The organism is uncultured Gimesia sp. (assembly GCF_963972345.1).
GTDB lineage: Bacteria > Planctomycetota > Planctomycetia > Planctomycetales > Planctomycetaceae > Gimesia.
The window spans coordinates 16,206-39,700 of record NZ_CAXAVM010000023.1 but is presented as its reverse complement, the minus strand read 5'-3'; the positions used below and the strand labels follow the sequence as shown (position 1 = coordinate 39,700).

General features: G+C 50.0%; 18 protein-coding genes. 3 read left to right on the top strand and 15 right to left on the bottom strand.

Features of this window, described 5'->3' with window-relative positions; genetic code table 11:
• Nucleotides 1-61 precede the first annotated feature (61 nt).
• Entirely contained in the window at nucleotides 62-562 is a 501-nt protein-coding gene (locus AACZ40_RS06130; protein WP_291166456.1) for a nuclear transport factor 2 family protein, read from the top strand.
• On the opposite strand, the gene AACZ40_RS06125 is transcribed toward AACZ40_RS06130, so the two are convergent.
• From AACZ40_RS06125 to AACZ40_RS06085, 9 genes are all read right to left on the bottom strand, one after another.
• Nucleotides 559-1,869 carry a DUF58 domain-containing protein gene (locus tag AACZ40_RS06125; protein WP_291166458.1) on the bottom strand — a complete coding sequence of 437 codons (1,311 nt, stop codon included), beginning with the start codon at nucleotides 1,867-1,869 and terminating at the stop codon, nucleotides 559-561. The two genes, AACZ40_RS06130 and AACZ40_RS06125, sit on opposite strands and share 4 nt — an antisense overlap.
• Nucleotides 1,866-2,825, bottom strand: coding sequence for a MoxR family ATPase (locus AACZ40_RS06120; RefSeq protein ID WP_291166460.1), 960 nt, complete (start codon nucleotides 2,823-2,825; stop codon nucleotides 1,866-1,868). The genes AACZ40_RS06125 and AACZ40_RS06120 overlap by 4 nt, the downstream gene beginning before the upstream one ends.
• A gap of 256 nt (nucleotides 2,826-3,081) precedes the next feature.
• Nucleotides 3,082-3,858, bottom strand: coding sequence for a FliA/WhiG family RNA polymerase sigma factor (locus tag AACZ40_RS06115; protein WP_291166462.1), 777 nt, complete (start codon nucleotides 3,856-3,858; stop codon nucleotides 3,082-3,084).
• Nucleotides 3,859-3,933: 75 nt separating this feature from the next.
• Nucleotides 3,934-4,209, bottom strand: a complete 276-nt coding sequence (locus AACZ40_RS06110; RefSeq protein ID WP_291166463.1) for a hypothetical protein — start codon at nucleotides 4,207-4,209, stop codon at nucleotides 3,934-3,936.
• A 326-nt stretch (nucleotides 4,210-4,535) separates the two neighbouring features.
• The gene (locus AACZ40_RS06105) at nucleotides 4,536-5,516 is read right to left on the bottom strand and encodes a P-loop NTPase (protein ID WP_291166465.1); all 981 of its coding nucleotides are present in this window, start codon (nucleotides 5,514-5,516) and stop codon (nucleotides 4,536-4,538) included.
• 88 nt (nucleotides 5,517-5,604) lie between these two features.
• Nucleotides 5,605-6,945: a flagellar biosynthesis protein FlhF gene (gene flhF / locus AACZ40_RS06100; RefSeq protein WP_291166467.1), complete on the bottom strand. Its 1,341-nt coding sequence runs from the start codon at nucleotides 6,943-6,945 to the stop codon at nucleotides 5,605-5,607.
• Nucleotides 6,946-7,030: 85 nt separating this feature from the next.
• Entirely contained in the window at nucleotides 7,031-9,151 is a 2,121-nt protein-coding gene (flhA, locus tag AACZ40_RS06095) for a flagellar biosynthesis protein FlhA (RefSeq protein ID WP_291166469.1), read from the bottom strand.
• 190 nt (nucleotides 9,152-9,341) lie between these two features.
• Nucleotides 9,342-10,769: a DUF1501 domain-containing protein gene (locus AACZ40_RS06090; protein ID WP_291166470.1), complete on the bottom strand. Its 1,428-nt coding sequence runs from the start codon at nucleotides 10,767-10,769 to the stop codon at nucleotides 9,342-9,344.
• Nucleotides 10,770-10,828: 59 nt separating this feature from the next.
• Complete coding sequence (locus tag AACZ40_RS06085; protein WP_291166471.1) at nucleotides 10,829-13,921, bottom strand: PSD1 and planctomycete cytochrome C domain-containing protein; 3,093 nt, start codon at nucleotides 13,919-13,921, stop codon at nucleotides 10,829-10,831.
• Between AACZ40_RS06085 and AACZ40_RS06080 the strand changes: the two genes are divergently transcribed.
• Nucleotides 13,920-14,207 (top strand): hypothetical protein, encoded by a 288-nt coding sequence (locus AACZ40_RS06080; protein WP_291166472.1) that lies wholly within the window; start codon nucleotides 13,920-13,922, stop codon nucleotides 14,205-14,207. The two genes, AACZ40_RS06085 and AACZ40_RS06080, sit on opposite strands and share 2 nt — an antisense overlap.
• Nucleotides 14,208-14,240: 33 nt before the next feature.
• On the opposite strand, the gene AACZ40_RS06075 is transcribed toward AACZ40_RS06080, so the two are convergent.
• The 3 genes from AACZ40_RS06075 to AACZ40_RS06065 all read right to left on the bottom strand — a co-directional run bounded on the left by AACZ40_RS06075 (nucleotide 14,241) and on the right by AACZ40_RS06065 (nucleotide 17,477).
• The gene (locus tag AACZ40_RS06075; protein WP_291166474.1) at nucleotides 14,241-15,095 is read right to left on the bottom strand and encodes a hypothetical protein; all 855 of its coding nucleotides are present in this window, start codon (nucleotides 15,093-15,095) and stop codon (nucleotides 14,241-14,243) included.
• A gap of 5 nt (nucleotides 15,096-15,100) precedes the next feature.
• Nucleotides 15,101-16,219, bottom strand: a complete 1,119-nt coding sequence (locus tag AACZ40_RS06070; protein ID WP_291166475.1) for an SAM-dependent methyltransferase — start codon at nucleotides 16,217-16,219, stop codon at nucleotides 15,101-15,103.
• A 109-nt stretch (nucleotides 16,220-16,328) separates the two neighbouring features.
• Nucleotides 16,329-17,477, bottom strand: coding sequence for a prepilin peptidase (locus AACZ40_RS06065; RefSeq protein WP_291166476.1), 1,149 nt, complete (start codon nucleotides 17,475-17,477; stop codon nucleotides 16,329-16,331).
• A gap of 669 nt (nucleotides 17,478-18,146) precedes the next feature.
• Between AACZ40_RS06065 and AACZ40_RS06060 the strand changes: the two genes are divergently transcribed.
• The gene (locus tag AACZ40_RS06060; RefSeq protein WP_291166477.1) at nucleotides 18,147-19,649 is read left to right on the top strand and encodes a hypothetical protein; all 1,503 of its coding nucleotides are present in this window, start codon (nucleotides 18,147-18,149) and stop codon (nucleotides 19,647-19,649) included.
• A gap of 21 nt (nucleotides 19,650-19,670) precedes the next feature.
• On the opposite strand, the gene AACZ40_RS06055 is transcribed toward AACZ40_RS06060, so the two are convergent.
• The 3 genes from AACZ40_RS06055 to AACZ40_RS06045 all read right to left on the bottom strand — a co-directional run bounded on the left by AACZ40_RS06055 (nucleotide 19,671) and on the right by AACZ40_RS06045 (nucleotide 23,406).
• Nucleotides 19,671-20,108 carry a hypothetical protein gene (locus AACZ40_RS06055; RefSeq protein ID WP_291166479.1) on the bottom strand — a complete coding sequence of 146 codons (438 nt, stop codon included), beginning with the start codon at nucleotides 20,106-20,108 and terminating at the stop codon, nucleotides 19,671-19,673.
• Between the two features lie 140 nt (nucleotides 20,109-20,248).
• Nucleotides 20,249-22,270, bottom strand: a complete 2,022-nt coding sequence (locus tag AACZ40_RS06050) for a site-2 protease family protein (protein WP_291166481.1) — start codon at nucleotides 22,268-22,270, stop codon at nucleotides 20,249-20,251.
• Nucleotides 22,261-23,406 carry a 1-deoxy-D-xylulose-5-phosphate reductoisomerase gene (locus tag AACZ40_RS06045; RefSeq protein ID WP_339673616.1) on the bottom strand — a complete coding sequence of 382 codons (1,146 nt, stop codon included), beginning with the start codon at nucleotides 23,404-23,406 and terminating at the stop codon, nucleotides 22,261-22,263. Before AACZ40_RS06045 ends, AACZ40_RS06050 begins: the two co-directional genes overlap by 10 nt.
• Nucleotides 23,407-23,495: the final 89 nt, after the last annotated feature.

Below are 23,495 nucleotides of genomic sequence, written 5' to 3'. Positions count from 1 at the left end.
TTGAGAGTCCACACCAGCTTAGAACATTTGCTGATTCAAAAATCTGAAGAAAGACTCCGAAATGAAATTACAGCTGATTAAAGTCGCGATGATCGTATTTTCTGCCGTTAGCCTGAACTGTAATCAATCCGTATCTGCAAGTGAACAGGATCAGCAAAAGGTGCGAACCGCTGCGAAGCAGTTTTACGCGGCTCTGAATAAGCTGTTTACCGGGGAAGTTGAACCCATGAATAAAGTCTGGTCGCACCAGGATGATATCACTTTTATGGGCCCGGATGGCAGCTTTCTGCGTGGCTGGAAACCAATTGCTGCGGAATGGGAAAAAACGGCTTCGATGAAACTGGGGGGCAAAGTCGAAGCGAAAGAGATGCACATTACAGTCGGACAGGAACTGGCCATTGTCAGTAACTATGAAATTGGACATAACGTCGGTCCTGATGGAAAAACAGTCAAAGTCAAAATCCGCGCGACAAGCCTGTTTCGCAAAGAAAACGGAATTTGGAAAATGATTGGTCATCACACCGACCTGCTTCCATTCCTGTCAAAGTCAACCTCTGGCTAAAGCAGCTGTCTTGCTTTGATATCCAGGTAGCGGCTGATGAGATTCACCGACAGATTTTCCGGCAGCGTGTCCAGCACAAGCAGTCCTGATTTCTGCAAGGCGGAGATTTGCTGCGTCTGAGAAGAAACGATCTCAGCAGCAGCAGCAATCTGAAATGCTTCCCTGTCTGTCTCCGGAATGGAGTTCATCCGATTCTCAAGTGGTACGTTGCGTAAAAAGGCGGACAACACCAGATGTGGCCAGCGCATCATCCGCAGAGCGCTTCCCAGGTACTCCAGGTGAACTTCATCCAGAGCATGCGTCAGTACGACCACCAGTGATCGTTTGCGATAACGCAATTGCAGCTGTTCCGACATCAGTCGATAATCGGAAGCCTCATAGATCGGTTCCAGGTCATAGACCTGGCGGATCAGTTTCTGAATCGAACCGGCACCACGAATGGGAGGTACCCAGCGTTCCACCTTGCTGGAGCAGGCCATCAGTGAAACGGTATCCCCCTGCCTGAGGGCAACATAGCTTAATAAAATCGCAGCGTTCAATGCCCGGTCGAAGTGCGTGACTCCTTCATCGGCATTACACATCGAACGACCACAGTCGAGAATAAATATGATATTCTGATTTTTCTCTACCACGTATTCCCGACTGATCAATTCCTGATGGCGCGACGTGGCTTTCCAGTCGATACTGCGAAATTCATCACCCCGTCGGTACTCACGCAGCCGATCGAAATCCGTTCCCCGTCCACGTAATCGTGACATTTTGATCCCCGCTTCAGCCAGTCGGTTGCGACGCGCCAGCAGTTCTACGCCACGCACAGCCTGAATATCGGGATAGATCCGAATCTCCTGACGAATGTCCCGCTCGTCATACACGGTCCAGAGCCCAAATCGACTCTTCATCTGTAGAAATACGCGGCGAAAACGGTTCTTTCCGCGATGATGGGGCTCGACATGATAGATGCTGTATTGATGCTTGTTCGGAAAGAGTTCAATATCAAACGGAAGATCAGTGTACTGACAAGGCAGAGGCGGTTCATCGTGCACATGAATCTTCAGGGGAACATCGCCTCGATTGTTAAACCAGATTTTCACTCTGTTTGTAGTGCCGACACTGAGTACTTCGTTCACTTCACGATGCACTTCTATTGCCAGCAGCGAAGGCGTCAGTACCAGGTCGATCAGTGAGAACAGAAATACCAGCAGACAGATTAAAACTCCAGCCTGCCCCGCTGCCGGCCAGATCGTCCCCAGGGCAAAGGGCAACATGGCAGCAGCAAACAGATACAACAACGACAGACGAGGCATCATTGGCGGGGAGCCTCTACGCTTTCCAGAATATCTCGAATGACTTCATCGACCTTCATCCCTTCGATTTCTGCTTCCGGGTGCAACCGAATCCGATGTCGCAGAACAGGCAAAGAGAGTTCTTTCACATCATCGGGCACAACAAAATCACGTCCCTGGCAGGCAGCCATGACACGAGATCCGATCAGCAGATTTACACTGGCACGCGGGCTGGCCCCGACTTCAATGGTATGCCAGCTGCGGGTTCTCTGGACAATGGATGTGATATATTGAATGATGGAAGGTTCCACAATGATTTCTGTCGCACGCTGCTGAATCGCGAGGATGGTTTCTGTATTGAGCACCGGTTCGATCCCGAAACTGTTCAGATTCCGGTTATCTTTTCCCGCAGCATACAGATCCAGAATCGCATTCTCCTGATCCTGAGTGGGATAATCAACAAGTAACTTGAACATGAAGCGGTCCAGCTGGGCTTCCGGGAGCGGGTAGGTCCCTTCCTGTTCCAGCGGATTCTGTGTCGCTATGGTGAGGAAAGGTCTCTGCAGTGGATAGGTCTTTCCATCGACGGACACCTGTCGCTCCTGCATTGCTTCCAGCAGCGCAGACTGTGTTTTGGCGGGCGCCCGGTTGACTTCATCAGCCAGTAAGAGATTCGTAAATAACGGCCCCTGGTTAAAGGTGAATTTCTGCTCGTGCATGTCATACACAGAGTGGCCGGTGATATCAGAAGGCATCAGGTCAGGCGTAAACTGGATTCGGCGAAACTCGCTGGAGAGTACGTGACTGAGGGTGTTGACCAGCAGCGTTTTACCCAGGCCTGGAACTCCTTCAATCAGGACATTTCCCTCACAAAATAATGCGATCAGGACCCCTTCCACCAGATCTTCCTGACCCATGAGTACTTTACCCACTTCAACCAGTGATCTCTGGTAGTAATCTTCAATATGTGAAACATCCATGGATGAACTGTAACCCCGATTGTCTGTCAAAGTAAGTAAATCTAAAGTGACCTGGATCACATTGTGGGAACTGATGTTCCCTGAGACGTTCATTCTAGAACTAATCAGGTTCAGATTTCGAGCATCCGGGTCGAGAACTGTGATGTTTTTCCAAATTGTCCCGGGAAACAGGAAGCGGGAACCGGAAACAGGACGTAAAAAAGGCCCCCATTGAGATGGAGGCCTTTTTCATTTGTTTGATCACGAATTGTAGCGGTTAAGCAAATTCAGGGCGACGTCGACCCAGCTGTTCTTTCAGGCGGTTGACGATGCTCGAATGCATCTGGCTGACGCGAGATTCCGACAGCCCCAGCGTGCTGCCGATCTCTTTCATGGTCAGTTCTTCATAATAGTACAGAATGATAATCAGACGCTCATTCCGATTCAGGCCTTTGGTTACCAGTCGCATCAGATCCCGTTTCTGAATGCTCTTGGTGGGGTCTTCCCCTTTGGCGTCTTCCAGGATATCCACTTCCCGAACATCTTTGTAGCTGTCGGTTTCATACCATTTTTTATTCAGGCTCACCAGACCGACGGCATTCGCCTCGTTCTTGAGCTTCTCAAATTCCTTGCGGGACAATTGCATTTTCCGCGCAATCTCTTCGTCCGCGGGCGGACGACCATGCTCTGCTTCGGCTGATTTTCGGGCTGCTTCCAGCTTGCTGGCTTTGCTGCGAACCAGGCGTGGTACCCAGTCCATGGTGCGCAGCTCATCCAGCATGGCTCCACGAATACGGGGGACACAGTAGGTCTCAAACTTGACCCCCCGCTCCAGGTCGAATGCATTAATTGCATCCATCAGCCCAAACACACCAGCCGAAATCAAGTCGTTCAGATCTACCCCTTCAGGTAGCTTCGCCCAGACTCGTTCTGCATTGTAACGAACCAGCGGAACGTATTGCTCTATGAGCTTGTTACGCAAGGACTGGTCGGATTGATCCTGCTTGAACACCTTCCAGATTTCTGCGATTTCTTCACTGGCTTTGATGGCCATTTACTCCTCCGTGATCAACATACAGCCGCTTCATATGGATTAAGATGAAACGAGGACTGCTAAAACATTTTATATTTAAGCAAGATTATTTTTCCATTTTTCAAAACTTGCTCGTGCTGATTCTTCAACCACACGAGCGGCAACTTCTCCGAACAACAGACCCAGACCAAAAAAAATGACGGCTGCTATGAGTGCGGATTGTGTCGCGCCGATGAAATCAGAATGAGATAGGACACCTCGGACTGATTCAGTCGCAAAAGCGATTAGCGATAATCGAAATGCATAATGCAGGGCCACAGAATATTTCCGGATAGAGTTTGAAAAACCTTTGAGCGAGAGGTTTCTCTTCACTCCGAAGAGACCTTCACTCGTCTATCCTTAAGTATCGGCGTCCTGCTCCAGAAATTTTAACCTTTCTCCTACAATTTAATTAACCGTTAAACATTAACATTTGAATTGTCGCCGATGCGTAATCCGATCCTCGAGGTAAACCCGTAATTCACGGGAAGACCGGCGGTTGAGATACGCATCTACAGACCAGGATCTGCAGTTACAGCGAATGGAATCAATTGTTAAGGGATTTAGTAGTGACGTGACTCAAGTAAGGGATCGAACAGGAAACAAGTGAGAGATGAGAGAGTGTTTCCCGTGGTTTCAATCCTTTTACCCAAGGGGGGTTACGCGGCTTCGCCCAGCAATCGCTGCCAAAGTCGCGGAAAGTAAGACTCTTGTTTGTTTTGTGGTTCAGTTGCCTGGTGTCGTGCCTGTAATGTATTCGCCAGACGGAATATTGATTCCGCAGCGGGACAATCCGGGTGGCTTAATACAAATGGTTTCCGATCATAAACAGATTGAACAACATGCATGTCATGGGGAATCTGACCGGCTTGTGTTAAACCGGTATGTAAAAACAGTTCCGTTGTTTTCTTAAGTTGCTGGAAAACCTTTTCAGCCTGATCGTCTGACGTATACTGATTGACCAGGGCCTGGATCTCCAGCGATGGTATGTTAGAGAGTGATTTGATTGTCGCATAAGCGTCGGCAATGGCCGTCGGTTCGGGAGTGGTCATGACCAGAACATTGTCGGCTGATGTCACGAACTGCCTGATACTGCGATGAATGCCTGTTCCATTATCCAGAATCAGATAATCGTGATTGGCTTCAAGTTCCTGCATCTGCCCCAGGACATCTTTCCGGACAGCTTCAGAACAGTCTGCCAGGTCTGTCAGTCCACTGGCCCCCGTGACGACACTGATACCCAGGGGGCCTTCCAGCTGAATTTCTTTTAAGGAACGGGCGCCACTGACAACATGCGACAGATTCCAGTAACCATTCAGACGGCATAACAGATCAATATTGCCCAGCGCCAGATTCACATCAATCAGACAGACGGAAGCCCCGGACTGTGCCAGCGCCAAAGCCAGATTCAGTGACAATACCGATTTGCCGACTCCTCCCTTTCCACTGCAGACTGCCAGCGTCCTGCAATGCGAGGTTTTGTTGTTCTCAATGATGCCAGGTCGTCGCTGCTCCATCAGCCCACGCAGAACCTTCGCCTGATCCCCCCGCGAAGTTACAGATGACTGTACTTCAGGTGGATTGGCAGGAGGAACTGCTTCCACCTGCTTCAAGGTCCATTCATTGACGGCTGGAGCCATCGCGACTTCCTTATATCTGGATCTCGTGAGTAACGAAATTATTGAACGTGATTATGTACTGTTAATACAATTCTTGAAATACGACTTTTTAACGCGGCTGATCCTCGCCCAGTATCAAACGTGCCATCCGGGCAGCATTGGCCGGCTCGATATCATCGGGTACATCCTGGCCGGTTGTCAGATATCGAACAGGCAGTTTCACATTCTGGCTCAGGGTCAACAGACTGCCCATCACAGGGGCTTCATCCAGTTTGGTCAGAATCATTGATGTCGGTCGTGCTACCTGGAACCGCTGGGCAATCGCTTCCAGAGTTTTTACGCTGGATGTCATGCTCATCACCAGCGAGACTTCATCAATGGGAACTTCGCGAAACAGTCTTTCCAGCTCCTGAATTTTAAGATCGTCACTGGGACTGCGACCTGCGGTATCAATCAACACCAGATCCAGGCCCACCATTTCATCAAGTGCCTGCTGCATTTCTTTTGGCGTACTGACCACCTGCATGGGCAGGTCGATGATTTCGGCATACGTTCGCAGTTGTTCGACAGCGGCAATTCGATAGGTGTCGACCGTTACCAGTCCCATTTTAATATTATCACGCAGGCGGAAATTAGCTGCCAGTTTGGCAATCGTGGTTGTTTTACCGACTCCCGTTGGTCCTACCAGTGCCACGACTTTACGTTGCCCGGGCACAGGACGAATCGGCTGGGAACAGACCAATTGAGATTCAATCAACGCAGCCAGAAGCGATTTGCTGGCAGCTGAGTCTTTTAACTGTTCATGACTCGCGTGCTCTTTCAGTCTGGTAATCAGATCGTGGGCGATACTTTCGTCGACTTCCGCTTCGATCAGATCGGTATAGATATGAAACAGTTCAGAAGGTACATCACTGGATCGATGTGAGCGGGTACGACGATCCAGAGACTCCAGCATCTCCTGAATTGCATTCAGCTTCTCAGTAAATTCTTCTGTCGGATCAAAATGTTTCTGTGACGGAGTTACTTCGCGCGGGGCAGCTTCTGCGAATCGTTGTCGGAATCTCGGCTGTTCCGATGGATGGGAGTACGCTGATTCCCGACGGGGTGCGGTTTCGCGTCGAGCAGCTGGAGCTTCCTGATGTGCGGTCAGTGGTTGAGAGACTGTTTCCCGCTGACGATTTTCCTGTGGCAGATTGGAGGCCCGGTGCCTTAAAGCAGAGCCGGCCCTGGATGAGCGATTTTTGTTCTGTAATGCAGCCGGAGTTTTTGTTTCGATGCCCAGGCCCGCAGTGATCTCATAGGTTTCCTGTGTTCTGGACCAGGGCAACAGACTTTTGCGACCCGGAATCTGACGTGTCTGCAGAATGACGGCTTCGCTGCCCATCTCTTCCCGCACCAGCGTCAGTGCTTCCTGCATGGAAGCCGCTTTAAATGTTCGAACATCTGACATACTTGATGTTTCCTCTGTTTATTATTCCGTTGAGATCGTTTCTGTATTTGTTTGTATTAAATCGCGTTTGCGAATCAGGATATTTTCATGCTGCTCCGGCGGCAACCTCTTTTTTCAACCGACTGGCAGAGATCTGACCGATCGCTTCCACATCAGTATCACGGGTGATTTCATTGAGACTCAAGACGATTAACCGGGGAATCATGGGAGATGTAATCTGTTTCAGACCTGCCCTGATCTGGGGATTACACAAGACGATCGGATGTCCGCCTGATTCCACCAGAGGTTCGATCTGATCTGCGATGGCCTGGGTAATCACTTCGCCGGTTTGTGGAGCCAGCTTGATGACCAGACCATGTTCGTTGTAATCAATGCCTGACATCAATACGTCTTCCAGTTCCGGATCAAGCGTCACGACTCTCAACAGTCGTTTACTGTCTCGATACTGCTGACAGATGGCACGTGCCAGGCCGTTGCGAACGTACTCAGTCAAAATCATGGGCTCCTTGGTGCGATCTGCATAATCGCCCAGGGACTGGAGAATGGTCTCCAGATCGCGGATCGGCACCCGTTCGCGAAGCAGATTGGAAAGGACATGCTGCACCTGGGAGATCTTCAATACATCAGGAATCAGTTCTTCAACAACTTTGGGCGAGGACTCTTTCAGGTTCTCAATCAGGCCATGGACCTGTTCCCGTGTCAACAGTTCGCTGCTGTGTTCCCGTACCACTTCAGTCAGGTGGGTAATCACGACTGCCGAAGGTTCCACCACGTTATAGCCCATCAGTTCCGCACGTTCTTTCTGCCCCAGTTCAATCCACTTGGCCGGACGACCGAATGCGGGTTCTACTGTATCAATACCCGGTATATCTCCGTTGGTCGCTCCCGTATCGATGGCCAGTAATCCATCGGGATAAATCGATCCCCAGGCCACGGCGACATCGCGAATCTTAATCTGGTAATCACGCTGTCCCAGTCGGATGTTATCGCGGATACGAACCTTGGGAAGAATAATTCCCAGCTCCTGGGCGATCTTGTGCCGGATGCGCGTCACACGGTCGAGTAAATCACCACCAGTAGCAGGATCAGCCAGTCTTAACAATCCGACTCCCAGCTCCAGTTCCAGGGGATCAACAAACAGATGATCTTCCGGTTTCGGTTCAGGCTGACTCTGGGTCTGCTGCTGGGTTTCTGCTTTCTGTTTCTTTACCTCGGCTGCCTGGAGGCCTTTTCGCCGCATCAGCCCAGTGACCACACATCCGATGGCTAAAGCCAGCATCGGTCCAGCGGGCAGGCCAGTAAACGCCAGGGCAAACAGAAATGTGGCAGCCAGAAACAGGGCTTCCGGATGCCCTGAGAACTGTTTCACCACATCGCCTGGCAGGTTACTGTCGACTGAAGTTCGCGTGACAATCAAGCCGGCAGCCAGTGAAATCAGGAAGCCGGGAACCTGTGTGACCAGTCCATCGCCGATTGTTAATGTTGTAAATACGGTAGCAGCTTTTGAGAGTTCCATGCCGTGGTCGACCATCCCGACATACAGTCCCCCGACAACATTGATCAGGGTAATGATGATACTGGCAATCGAATCGCCGCGGACAAACTTGCTGGCACCGTCCATGGAACCATAGAAGTCCGCCTGCTCAGTAATTTCACTGCGTCGGGATTTGGCTTCATCGGAACTGATTAAACCGGCATTCAGATCGGCGTCAATGGCCATCTGCTTCCCGGGCATACTGTCTAAAGCGAAACGGGCAGCGACTTCACTGATACGGGTCGCACCTTTCGTAATCACCATAAACTGAATCGTAACCAGGATCACAAAGATGATCAGCCCCACAACCAGCTGACCGCCAGCAACGAAGTGACCGAAAGCTTCAATGACACCCCCGGCAGCAGCAGTCCCGTCGGCAGCCCCACGTGTTAAAATCAAACGGGTGGACGCCACGTTAAGCACCAGTCGTGCCAATGTGGTCCCCAGCAGAATCGCCGGGAATACGCTGAATTCCAGTGGACGCTTGACATAAATCGTTGTCATCAAAATCACTACGGAAACGGTGATATTACAGGACAACAGAAAGTCCATCACGAACGGAGGCAGAGGCGCAATGATTACCAGGACTGAACTCACTATGACTAGTGGGAAAATCAGCCCGGTGTTGCGCATGATCGATCCGGATAGACCGGTATTGGACTCCGGTGGCATCCATGCCTCCGTGATTACAGGGTAATGGGGAAAAAAGACGTTGGAGTGACAGCAAGAATGGTGAAGTGAGTTGTTAAGATTTAGAGATGTGCGAGAGAGAGGCGAGTGATAATGGAATCTGCAAATTCTGTCCAGAGGATTTCTTCATAATTCGCTCAAGTTTTTATCAGCCTGAGCCGAACCCCTCCTTTCAAGCCAGCATTTTCTTCACCAGATGCGCTTCTTCGACTCCCGTTAAGCGGAAATCGAGACCCTGGTAAAAATAGGAAAGCTCATGATGATCGATCCCCAGCAGATGTAAGACCGTCGCATGAAAATCGCGGACATGAATTGTGTCCTCCACTGAGTAATATCCCAGTTCGTCAGTTTCTCCTATTGTGACACCAGGTTTGGATCCGCCACCAGCGACCCACATGGTGAAGGCATCTATATGGTGATCGCGGCCTATCAGATCGCGTGGCTCTCCTTGCGGTGTCCGACCAAATTCGCCTCCCCAGATCACCAGCGTATCCTCTAACAGACCACGCTGTTTCAGGTCTTTCACCAGAGCTGCTGACGCACGATCCGTCTCCAGGCAGCGGGCATCCAGCGACTCTTCCAGGTCCGTCCCTTTGTTCCCATGATGATCCCAGTCAGTGTGATAAAGTTGCACAAAACGGCACCCTTTTTCAATTAACCTGCGCGCCAGTAAACAGTTGCGGGCATAAGAGGGCGTCGCCGGATCAACACCATATAAGTCCAGTGTCTCTTTTGTCTCGCCAGTAAGATCCATTAATTCAGGAGCACTGGACTGCATCCGATATGCCATTTCATAGGCGGAGATGCGCGTTGCTATTTCAGGATCCCGCGTCTTCTCCAATCGCAGCGCGTTTAACTGGTTTACGGTCTCGATAAACTCCGATTGCCGTTGGGAATCAATTCCAGACGGATTTGACAAATTGAGAATTGGATCGGCACCATTTAGAAACGGCACACCCTGGTAGGTCGTCGGCAGAAAGCCGCTCCCCCATAACGGAGCGCCACCGCGCGGACCACGGGGACCGGACTGTAATACGACGAAGCCTGGCAGGTTCTGCGATTCACTGCCGATCCCATATGTCACCCAGGCCCCCATACTGGGGCGTCCAAACTGTTGCGTACCTGTATTCATAAACAGTTTGGCGGGCCCGTGATTGAATACATCCGTTTTCATACTCTTCAGGATGGTGATGTCATCCGCAATACTCGCCAGATGCGGTACCACATCGGACAGTTCGGTACCTGATTCACCATATTTTTTGAATTTCCGTCGCGTTCCCAGTAACTTCGCGTCTTTTTTCAGGAAGGCGAACTGCTTGCCTTCGACATACGATTCCGGAATGACCTGACCTTCCAGCTCCTGCAGCTTCGGCTTATAGTCAAACATTTCCAGCTGGCTGGGTCCGCCAGCCATGAACATGAATATGACATTTTTAGCTTTCGGTGGATGATGGGTTTTACCGAGTGTGGAAGCCGCAGCCTGCGCCTGTTGTTCCGACTGCATCAAAGCCGCCAGACCGATGGCCCCCGCCCCCACGGCGCAATTTTCAAAAAAATGGCGGCGTGTCAGATCTCGTAAACCCAGATTATTTAAACTCATGTATCTCTCTCCCAGAACGCCTTTGATACTCAGTGATAGACATTCATAGTGAAGAAGTGTTATTCGCGTGTAATGAATTCATCCAGGTTCATTAACACGCGTGCGACAGCAGTCCAGCTGGCAGCTTCCGCTATTTCGATCTCTTCGGGCAAATCGCTGGCAGCAACCTGCTTCGCCTGATGTGGTGATTTTTTGAACCAGGCTCTCTGTTCATTCAGGTATCGTGTCAAAACTTCCAGTTCATGATCTGCAGGAGTACGTGACAGACAGATTTGAAAAGCCTGTCTTAATCTTCCCTCATCGTAATCAGGTCCTTCCTGAAGAATCCGGAGCGCAAGTCCCTGGATCAGTTCAAACAGGGACTGGTCATTAGCCAGTGTTAGCGCCTGCAACGGCGTATTTGAACGCACGCGGCGGGTACACGTGGTATTGCTGTTGGGGGCATCGAATGTCGGCAGCATTGGATATGGACTCGAACGCCAGAAGAAAGTATACATGCCTCGACGAAATCGATCAGCGTCCTGCTCTTCAGGCCAGCTTTTCTTATTCTGTGTCAGAACATAGATCCCTTCCGGCTGCGGTGGATACACACTCGGACCGCCGATCTTTCGGGTCAGCAAACCACTGCTGGCCAGAAACAGGTCCCGAATGGACTCGGCTTCCATACGAAAACGGTTTTGCCTTGAGAGCAGAAGATTACGGGGATCCTGTTCCTGGTATTCCGACCTGAAGTCGGAGGCCTGTCGATAAGTGGCGGAAGTTACAATCAGCTTGTGAAGCTGCTTGACATCCCATTTCAGCCGCATGAATTCCGAGGCCAGCCAGTCTAACAGTTGAGGATGAGTTGGCGGTGTGCCTTGAGTACCAAAATCGTTCTCGGTCTCCACAATACCTCTGCCGAAAAAGCGTTGCCAGTAGCGGTTAACGGTCACGCGGGCGGTTAAGGGCTGTTCCGGACTGGTGAGCCAGCGGGCAAAATCGAGACGCGTCGGTTCTTTCACCTCTTGCGGAAACGGGGGCAGGACAGCGGGTACATCCGGACTGACGGGGGCTCCGGGAGCCAGGAAATTCCCTCTCAATAGAATAAAGGTTTCACGTGGCTTTGGCAGTTCCTTCATGACCATTGTGGTGACAATGTCTTTATTAAGTCTGGTCTGCTCTGTTTTCTGTTTGGTCAGCCGTTGATTCAGTTCTACCCACTCAGGGTTTGACTTATGAAAGGCCTCTTTGATGCTGGTCTTCTGTTTTGCATCCCGCTTTTCTTCAGGTACTTTCAATATGTCCAGCAGGCCCGGATCGACATTGAAAACACTTGGGGCGATGGTTGTTGTAGAAATTCGAAAGCGTCCCACATTGTATTTCGCATCACGAGTCTGCGTTAAAGTCACCCTTAATTTCATCGGTTCGGAATGCTGCAATGGTGATTGTAATGAGAACAAAACCCTGCGGTTCACGTTCATATTCCCTTGACTGACATTGATGGCCCAACCGGTTTTCAGGTCGCCATCAATCAGGTAACTCGCGGGAAACTTATTCTGTGAATGATCCGCGGTAGCCTGAACCAGTTTTACCGGTTCAAAATCCGTCCAGAGATCCCCAGTTTTTTTCGCGACTTCAACAATCACTTCGTCCAGCACAAAGTTTCCATTGCCTGCCCAGCCAGGACCCTTCTTCGGCAGACTCTCGTGGGTGAGAACTTCCAGTCTTAATCCCGTTGTTTCCGGGGGAATATTTTCGGTTTCGACACGATAGACATCATTGTTGGGAATTTTTCCGCCCACCAGTAAAGACTGATCTTCCAGAATCGTAATGGTCGCACCATTTTCTGAGATCGCATCCTGAGCCTTGAGAACAGACCAATGCTGTTTGTCATCATTAAAAGTCTGTTGGATTGACGCTTTCCACGTTTCGAATTCGGGAGCAAGCAATTTTTCCTGCTCAGCCAGTTGCTTGGTTAGCATGGCAATTTGCTGCTTGAGTTCAGTCTGCCTGGTTTTCTGTTCGTCTGTGGGTAACGCGAGAGTAGGCGGGGCACTGTTAATATCAGCCGTACTGTTAAAGATGGCGTACAGCTGATAGAAATCCCGCTGTGTCAGGGGATCATATTTGTGTTTGTGGCATTGTGCACAACCAACGGTCAGCCCCAGAAAAGCGGCTCCTGTTGTATTCACACGGTCCACCACTGCTTCCACGCGGAACTGCTCGGGGTTGGTTCCCCCTTCCTGGTTGATAAGCGTGTTTCGATGAAATCCGGTCGCGATCAACTGCTCGGTCGCAGGCTGCGGTAGCAGATCCCCGGCTAACTGTTCTGTGACAAACTGATCAAAGGGCATGTTGTCGTTGATGGCCTTGATGACCCAGTCCCGAAATTTCCAGATCGAACGCGGTCCATCAATTGTAAATCCATTTGAATCCGCATAACGGGCCACATCCAGCCAGTGCCTGGCCCAGCGTTCTCCATAATGAGGAGATGCCAGCAATTGATCCACGAGTCTTTCATAAGCCCCCGTTTCCGTATCGGCCAGAAACGCCTGTACCTGCTCCACCGTGGGAGGTAAACCTGTTAAATCCAGGCTTAATCGGCGAATCAGTGTATGCCGCTCAGCTTCTTCTGAAGGAGTCAGTTTGTTTTGATTCAGCCCCTGAAGAATAAAGGCATCGATCGGATTTCGAACCCAGTCCTGCTGTGTGACTACGGGAACGGCAGGACGCTTTATGGGTTGAAAAGCCCAGTGCTCCGATGACACCTGGGACTGCGTGAGAACCGACTCTGATTCTGGAATGTGGCCTCCCTGTTCAATCCACTCTCCAATCAGATTGATCTCCTCCGGTTTGAGAGGAGGCATGTCGTGTGGCATGCGGGGAATTTTACCCTGTCCCGTGAGGCTCTGAAACAAGGGGCTGTCGGACTTTTTACCGGGAATGACAGATGGTCCCCGGTCCCCCCCTTTGAGAATATTGGCTCCGTAATCAAGACGCAGTCCCGATTCTTCAGCATCCTGGGAATGACAGTCGTAACAGTACTGCTTTAAAAGAGGACGAATCTGTTTTTCGAAATCTATGCCGACTTTGTTGTCCGCTGCGAATCCGGAATGCACCATGGCTGTGGTGATCAATACAGTGGCTGTCACATGTCTTAACAAATCCCGCATGGAAAAACCCGATATAGAAGGTAAGCCGCGTTTCTGTGATATTGGATCAACTCCGTTCCCACTCAGGAACATAAATCAGAATGCGGGTTCGCTGGAGAAGCAGGCAGGTCGCTTGTTCATTGAGTCTGATGCAGAACATCGCTGCAATATCTTCAAAATGAGAAACGATTTAGTTCATCCTAAAGATTTAACTCAGAACCCGGTAAGAGGCTCTCATTCAGGTTACCAGCAGAAATGGCAGATTGCAAGTTTTTGTTGGATGTACAGTTCTGATTTCCCCTGTTGAACTCCTCATTTTCTGAAGAATTTGCCCTCAGATTCACTCGCCTTCAATTCTCAGAGAGGTCAGTTTGACGCGTTGCCGATTAGTGAGAAAGCACAGAAAACATTCTTTTCCCGACTGCAGTGCGGGTTGGGCACAGGTGAGCACCCGCCGCCTGCCAATACTGACCACAAAGCGGTTCCCGGTCCCCACCAGCCTTACAGGCACGGCTTCCGGTTTGGTTCGACTCAGATCTAACTTGACCTGTTTCAGTTCCAGTCTGGTATTCCCGACAGATTCCGAAATACTGACGGCATCATTTCGAAAATGAATGACACTGGAAACCAGAATCTGATCGACATGATCTTCTTTCCTGGTCAGTAACTGCAGTTCAAATTCCGGAAAATCCTTATCAACTGCCACACGAAAACTGACACTGATTTTCTGGTACGGCCTGTTGAATGTTGCCACTGAAACCTGATCCGCAGCAGATTCCATTCCTTCTTCGGTGAACAGCCAGCCCTGACTTTTCCAGAACAGTTTGTAAAAAGGGTTCTGCCAGCTGGTTGATTCCAGTTCACCTTCGTTGATGGTATTCAGGTCAGGTAAGAGAGGTTTTCGATTGGTGGCCTGAGTCAGAACAAGATCCACTGTTGAGTCAGAGGAAACAGAACCTGGCTGGATATTAGCCACCTCTGCTTTGTGCGCACTCCCGGAAGGCACGACAGCCACGGCAGGCGCTGGATTGAAGTTTCCTGATGGATAAACAGGCTGATTTGTCTCACGGATCTGAATCCAGTAAATCAAAAAAGCCGACACCAGCGTAAGGCAGACAAACAGCATCACACTGGAGTGGACACGTATTCGTTTTGGTTCTGTTTGGGGATCTGTTTCTGATTCCTCAGGCATCATTAAGTCTATCCATCAATCCCTGTCATGATATGTCCCGAAGTCTGGCATTGTTTTTGAAATTGTTCTCCCAATGCCTGCTCCAGATAAAATGTGTTAATTCCATATTGCTCTTTTAATGACCGAAACTGTTTGACCAGTTCGCGCCACTCCCGCACTGGCAGTCGGGACTGTCGTTTGACCGCTCGGATCAGCAGATTTTTGGGTGTATGCTCCGTCTCAATGAATTCGATTACCTGAGTACGATAACCACTGATTTCCAGTACCAGAGCCCGTAAGGCATCTGTCACCAGGGAGGCTGTTCTCTCTTTCAGAATTCCATGTTTCAATAAACCGGCCTGGGGCCCGCTGCTGATCTGCTGAAATAGTTCATGCTGGCAACAGGGCACGGCCATGATCACATCCGTATCAGCAGACATCGCCGCTGCAATCGCGGCATCAGTCGCCGTATCACAGGCATGCAGGGAAATGGAGAGATCACATTTTTGGGAACCTGATTGAAAGCGGGAGATATCTCCCGTATTGAATGTCAGGCCATCACAGTGCAGATCAGCGGAAATCTGCTGGCAGTGCGATACAACAGACTGCTTCAGATCGAGCCCCGTTATGTTCACTCTGCGTTTCAGGACTTCGGTGAATAAATAATGTGTGGCAAAAGTGAGATAGCTTTTACCACAACCAAAATCAACGATATTGAGTTCTCCACTCCCCGACAGGGAGGGCACAATATCATTGATGAATTCCAGGTAGCGGTTAATCTGTCGAAACTTGCGGTATTGTGCTGACTTCACCTTGCCCGTGTCAGTCATCACACCAATCGCCTCCAGAAAAGTGCAGGGCACCCCTTCAGGAATCAGATACTGTTTCGTTCGGTTATGTGTTTCCGATTCCTGCTGGCGCGCTTTGGTCGGGGCATGTTTCTTCAAAGAAACAGTTCCCTGCTTTGATTTGCGAAAATGATAGTCAGCGTGCTGCGTAAAAAGATATCCCTCTTGAAAATATTCTGACCAGAGTTCCCTGAGTCGCTGAAAACTCTCAGCCTGCAGCAGATTCTCATGAACTTCCTGCCTGCCTCGCAGGAAAGCAAACTGAAAATGGGGTTTTCCTTTGATTTCCAAAGGTCTCATCGTAACTTTTTTCAAAGCTGAAACCTGCTTCTCCCTCGGCTTGCATAACAGCAACTGGATACATTCCCCGCTTTCAAGTGACCGCAGGACGACATCAGGCAAAGTGAGATCAGAATGTGATGGATCTGGATTCATTACTTGAAATCTGGTCCTCTGTATGACTTTGAAGTACCCGTTTTATATAGATCGACTGCGACAGTCCCGTCAGAACAGGGATTGCTACAATCTGAGTGGCTGTTACGAGCAGATAGCTCAGGTAACTTAGATGAAAGGGAAGGATTGTCAGATACTTACCGAACAATAACTGTAATGTAAGTATCGCTACGATAAAAGCTGATGCCGGCAATCGCAATAGTAAAGATCGATTTCCCCTGAATGACAGCTCAAAGCAGAACAGACAGAATGCCGCCAGAAACCCGACAGTCACCACCTGCTGCCAGCCCAGATAAACGCCCACCAGAATCAGCAACCAGGAGGTTCGTGACCGGAACGGGCTGGCTGATTGTTGCTTGAATAAAACCGGCCAGCAGAACAGGACTCCTGTAATGATGCCATATAAAAGCCCCCAACCCAGTGTCTTGAGCGTTTCCATTTCAATGGCTGCCTGCAGCACACCGTAATAGTTAATTTCATTAAGTAGTCCTTTGCCAGTTGACAGTTCTGACGGAGTGGAAATAAAAGCCGGAACAGGATGTAAAGCAGGAATGACTGCTCCAGCCCCCAGGCCAATCGCAAAACACCAGAGTAACAACCGGCGGGGGATTTCCTGACCATCATAATGAATGTAGGCTGATGCCAGCAGAACGATAAACAGATAACTGTAATAGACATCTATGGCAATCAGGTCCCAGGTCCGACCTTCCAGGATCTGATAACTCCCCCAGAAACGGTTGGGAGTGCGGTAGGGAAGAAACTGCCCACCAGAATGGACCAGCAGGATATATAAGAGAAGAAAGAAGATACCTGTCAGTGCTTCAACGATCGGGTACCGTACCGAGATCGGTGTCTGACAGGTGCGGCATTTGCCTCGTAACAGAAGCCAGCCCAGAATCGGCAGGTTATCTCGCGTCTGGATCGGTGTTTCACATACCGGACAGCGGGACTTGGGTTTAGAAATATTTAATCCCAGAGGCATTCGATAAATGACGACATTCAAAAAACTGCCAATCACAGACCCCATCACGAAAAACCAGAGGGCAGTAAACACCTCCAGTACCCACAAGTGCGAACTTGAGGAAAACTCTAACATCAGTTGCATGGCTCAGGGTCTATCTAGGGTTCCATTTGTTTCAAGAATCAGGCTCACCGTCAGCTGTACGTATCACACCATCTTTTCATAAAATTCTCGAGTCCAAATCTGAATCGATTCGGATAGCTCTGACTTGACTTAAAAAGATTATAACTCCTAATTTTGCGGAATTCCCTTAGGTCAATCTGTGCGAAGTCATCGGAATCGGAGAACAGATATTTCAACTCAAGATATCATAATTCGGTCCGCATCAAAAATACATACACCAGTTTACGTAACTGGTACTCGAATCTTGACAAAGTCTGCTGAGATTCCGCTTTCTCCAAAACCCCGGTCAACAGATCGAATTACATCTACCGATAATCCATGTATCTCAAGAAATGAATATACACGAACCTCGACTCCTTCGGATACGAATTATCTCTCTCAAAAGAATCTGATTTTCGAAATCCGTAAGAGTACACCGACCACATTTTCTGATTTAATTACCGACCTCAGGCTTGAACGACAGTTGGAAGTCACTGCTTTCAGTTTCGCTGTTTAGAGACGTTATTCCCTGACATCAATCCGAGATATTACCCGAAAGTATGGATGAAATTTCCCAGGCTCACGGAAATTTCCTGCCCTGATTAGAATACAAATTGTAGATTTGGAAAGCACACAGCAATGAATTCAAGGATGCCCCCCCACCTTTGGATTAAATGTTCGACTTTAATTGTATTCACCACATTATCTCAGATTGCCTGTGATCTTCAGGGAGCCTCTGGACCCCAGTTACTGGTCCCCGATCTCAAGGCAGATTCCAAGGGAGTCAGACAGGTCACCACAACGCCTGAAGACATGGAAACCCCGCTGGTTGCCCGCAAACCGGATTTCAGTATTGAAGCCAGAAAACCGGAACTTCTGGCTGATGAAACAACGAAAAACAAATCAGGCTCCGTACCGGAACCCAAGCCATTTCCTGGTATTGCCAGCAAGTCCTCACCTGAGATGAAAAAACCAGAGGGCCCCAAAGCGCCTCCCGTCCCGGAAATTGTAGATCCGCTGGACAAACTTGTAGACGAGGCGATCGAAGTCTCTCACCGCCGGATGCTTTCAACGAACATACATACTCCGTGGCAGATTGCACACGGAATTCTCGCGCTACGCTGGGAATACTCGCTGTACCAGAATAACAAACGCATTCGCGCCATCGACTGGGTATCGACTGGCCCCAGTTTCCGTGGACGCCCCTGGTTTATTACCACCCCCCATGGTGGTAAAGGACACCCTTTTACAGAGCCATACGCGTTTGAAGGTCACCCGAATCAGTTTCTGGCATTCTACGCGATGGCCGGTATTCCACTCGACCATGAATTTAAAACGGGCGAAAAAACAATCACAATCGCTGATATGATCCGTAATGCCAAGGCAGAAGTGAATACCAACGAAGAAATCACCTGGACCCTGTGGGCGTTCTCCCGCTACCTCCCCTGGGATGCAGAATGGGTGAGCGACCGACAGGAAGAGTGGAGTATGGAGAGACTGGTACGGGAGCAGATGCAGTCTGAACCAACCAAATCAGCCTGCGGTGGAACTCACGGCCTGTTCGCGACAGCCAGTGCCGTTAACTGCTACCTCAAAGATCAGAAACAACTGCGGGGAACCTGGCTGGAAGCCAGCATGCGGGTTCGTCAATATGCTGAGTATGCCCGTTCCATGCAGAATCGGGACGGTTCCTTCTCCTCAAAGTATTTTGAAGGCCCGGAGTATGCCAGTGATGTCAACAAGCGTGTCTCAACCACTGGCCATACACTGGAATTCATCATGGAAGCTTTGCCCCAGAACCGACTGGATGAGCAATGGGTCCGCAGCGCCGTCTATCGTATCGCGACCGATCTGATTGAATATAAAAGTCAGCCTCTGGAACCGGGTGGCATGTATCACGCGATTGACTCACTGGTCATTTATCGTGAACGAACCCGTCCTGAATATGCAAAGTATTTAGAGGAACTGGCTAAGAGCAGAGACTTTGAACAACCGGAACCCTCGGACCAGATCATCGGCTACTCCAATCGATTCCTGCGGCAGCAAAACGCCGCTCAGAGCCATCAGCAGCCCCAGTACCGTCAGAACAATACTCCCGACGATGATCCTTCGCGTTCGGCACGTCGTCGTGGCATCTTTTCACGATACCGATAAACTCCCGGTAACTTGTTGAGTTTATTCAGATCGATCCGACGGGGCGTCTTCTGAAGTTTCTTTGATATTCCGGATCGAGGGAACCCAGGTCCGCTGCTCATCAGTGGCCTCCCGGATCGAGTCCAGAGTGGGCGGCTGATTCGTACCATAATCGGTATGGCTCGCTTTTTTTCGGGGGCGTGGTTTGTATTCGTAGGGATCTGCTTCCTGCTTCTTCCACCAGTGCCACAACTTGAGCTTCTCCTGCTGTGATTCCGGGGGCTTATCACGTAACAGCCAGAGCGTTAACAGTAAGACGGTAATGACGCCTATGGCGACCATCATGGGTCTGCCCGGCGGTTCTCCACTGGTGACAACGACGAAGATGCACGCAAATAATCCGCCGGTAAGTGTGAATACCGTTGCCAGCCAGGCCGCCGCCTGATCTCCTGAACCACGAGGGGATTGACCTGCAGTCATAAATCGGTTCTCCGATGTGCTCCCAAAATACGACAGGACCTTCAACTCCCGGCATCTCGTTCCTACCAGAAGTTACTCTCAGCTTAACACATCTAAACTTGTGATCCCAATGATTTTTTGAAGTCACTCAGGAAATGAAATTAAGATAATGCCCGCAGAAAGATATCCAGGTACAGCACAAAAATCATCAGCCCCAGCACAAAGATCATTCCCACGTAGGTAGCAGCTGTAAGAACTTTTTCGTTGGGTCGCTTGCGGGTAATGCCTTCCCAGCAGAGGAACACCATGTGACCTCCGTCCAGGACAGGAATCGGCAGGAAGTTCAACACAGCCAGATTGACACTCAGGAACCCGAGGAACAGCAGCAGTTGTGCATAACCGTCATGGGCCACTTCATAAGCAACCTTGGCAATCGTCACTGGACCGCTCAATTCCATGGGGGAGACGCGACCGGTAATCAGACTTCGCAGAGTCAGGTAAATGTCTTTTGCTGAATTCGTTGTGTACTGCACTCCCATCCCCAGAGCCTGGCCCATACTGTCGGCCTGCTGAATTTCACGCAGTGACTGTAAGCGGATCCCCCGGACAGGCAGAGACCATTGCTCTTCCGGTTTCTGTTTGGGATTGACCCATGGCTGGAGTTTTTCTTCGATAATTTTACCATCTTGACTGAATGTCAGTTCGACAGGCCAGCCGGGACGAACCTGCATCTCCCAGAATGCATTCGCCCAGTTCTTGTTTTTATCATCGAATTCGTATGTAACTTCCGGAATCGGTGCCCAGTCTGCTTCGGTTTCATTTTCCGGATAGCGAATTTTGATTTTCTTGACCAGGGCGTTCGGTTTAATTCCCGCTTTAGCAGCAGGACTTCCCTCTTCGACTTTGAGTACCGTGGGAATCAGGTGAAACGCAATCCCCAGTGAACCCACCGCCAGCGGAGTATTGGAAAAGACGGGATGTTCCAGCCAGGCGGGATTGTCGAGCGGAACGACATTCAGGTTGACCTCGGTTGGCTGGTCACCATCCTGTTCTCGATTGACGACAATGGGAATCGTTTCACCGGCTCGACCCGAAAAATAATTAGGCAGCCGCAATGGATTCAAAGCCTTGCCCACATCCTGACCGTCAATATGGGTGATTTTATCACCCACTTTCAAACCTGCTCGATCAGCGGGGGAGCCTTGCTGAATCGACTCAATCGGACCAATTTCCATCCACAATCCTAAAGTCCGAAAGGGATTGTTCTTGACTTCGATTTCCACAATTTCGGTATCGGGAGTCCCGTTGCGAACGACTCCCGTTTTCAATGTCTCACTGCTTTTTGCTGCATAGGCTCGCTGCAGCTGCGCGTAATTCTCAATGGTTTCACCATCGATCGTTTTTATTGTATCACCCGGCAAAAAACGAGGCTCCGCATTCGCCGCCGCAGTGCCTTTACTGGTGATTCGCTCATTGGGATCCTGGAAAACGGGAATCTGCAGACTCTGTGCCGGCAGCAGTCCAATTTGTGGCCGGGTTCCGGTCTGATCCGGAGTGACCTTGACTTCGAATTTTTCGCCGTTCAGATGTGTCCCTTCCATCGTGATATCTCCATCACTGAAGGCAGCACTGCGAATGATGTCCATAAAGGAGGTCGTCTCGTTACCATTGATTTTGTGAATCACATCTCCGGGCTGGATGCCAGATTCCCAGGCGGGCATTCCCGGTACGGCAGTCCCGACAATACAGGGTGTCGATGCCACTCCCAGGCGAAATGCAAATGCGAAGAATAACATGCCGGTGATGATATTCATGATCACACCCGCAGAAATAATTCCCATCCTCTGATAAACGGGTTTGGCCGAATAGGAGCGGGGATCGAGCGCTATTTCTTCACTGCTCAACTGGCTGGGGTCGACATCGTCCTGACCCAGCATTTTCACATAACCGCCGAAAGGGATGATCGACAGCGCATACTCCGTTTCACCATATTTGAAACTGTAGATGATCGGGCCGAAGCCGATACTGAATCGCTCGACTTTAACATCACACCATTTGGCAACAGCGAAGTGCCCCAACTCGTGGAAAAAAATCACCAGCCCCAGCCCCAGAGCGACCATGGCAATATTGGCAATTTTTCCTCCGATTGTTCCTAACAACAGACTGGTCAGCACTACTTCCACTTTTTTATCTCCTTGCGAGCCCAGTCATCCAGCAGAAATAGATCTTCCAGACTTGGATTGGGATCGAATTGATGTGATTCTAATATTTGTTGACAGGAGGTCGCGATATCGCAAAAACGCAATTCACCCGACAAAAAACGCTCTACAGCAGCTTCGTTAGCTGCGTTTAATACCGCACCGCACGTCCCCCCGTGCTCTGCAACTTCATATCCCAGTCGCAACGCGGGGAACGCTTCCAGGTCAGGTGGTTCAAAGGTTAGCTCAAATGACCGACTCCAGTCCATGGGAGTATTCAGGCCTGCTTTCCTATCAGGATACGTAAGTGCGTACTGAATGGGAAGCCTCATATCGGGTGGCGAAAGCTGGGCGATCACCGAACCATCCACGAATTCCACCATCGAATGTACGATGGACTGGGGATGCACGACGACAGAGATCTGATCGGAAGTCAGGTTGAATAACCATTTTGCTTCAATAATCTCTAGCGCCTTGTTCATCATCGTGGCCGAATCGATGGTGATTTTAGGCCCCATCTCCCAGGTCGGGTGAGCTAAAGCTTTTTCTGGTGTCACGTCTTTCAGTTCAGACTGGGTGAATCCACGAAAAGGGCCGCCACTCGCGGTCAGAATGATCCGTTTGACTTCCTGAGGCTTGCCCGCCTGCAATGCCTGGAAGATTGCATTATGTTCACTGTCAACCGGAAGCAGGGTCGCCTGACTCCGTGCGGCCAGATCCATAATTAAAGGACCGGCAACCACTAATGTCTCTTTATTGGCGATTCCAACTGTTTTTCCTGCTTCAACCGCCGCCCAGGCTCCTTTGAGTCCTGCTGCGCCGACAATGCCACAAATCACAACATCTACATCTTCAGCAGAAGCCACGCGCTCGATCTGATCGTTGCCGAACAGCACTTCAGTGCCTGCTGCAAAACGGCTGCTACAGACAGCTGGCTCGCACTGCGAATTGCTCAGAACTGCCCAGCGAGGGTGAAACTGCTGTGACTGCTCAGCCAGCTGTTCCCAGCTGTTATGTGCGGTAATTGCAGTTAACTGCATTTCCTCTGGGTGGGCGGCTATCACATCAAGAGTACTGGTACCAATCGAACCCGTAGACCCGAGAACGGCTATTCGCTTCATTCGACCCTGTTTTTTCATCCTCAGTCGTTATAATTGACTGTTGTATTGATTCTTGAGGAGAGCGGAAAATGACATTCCCTGGTACTGTT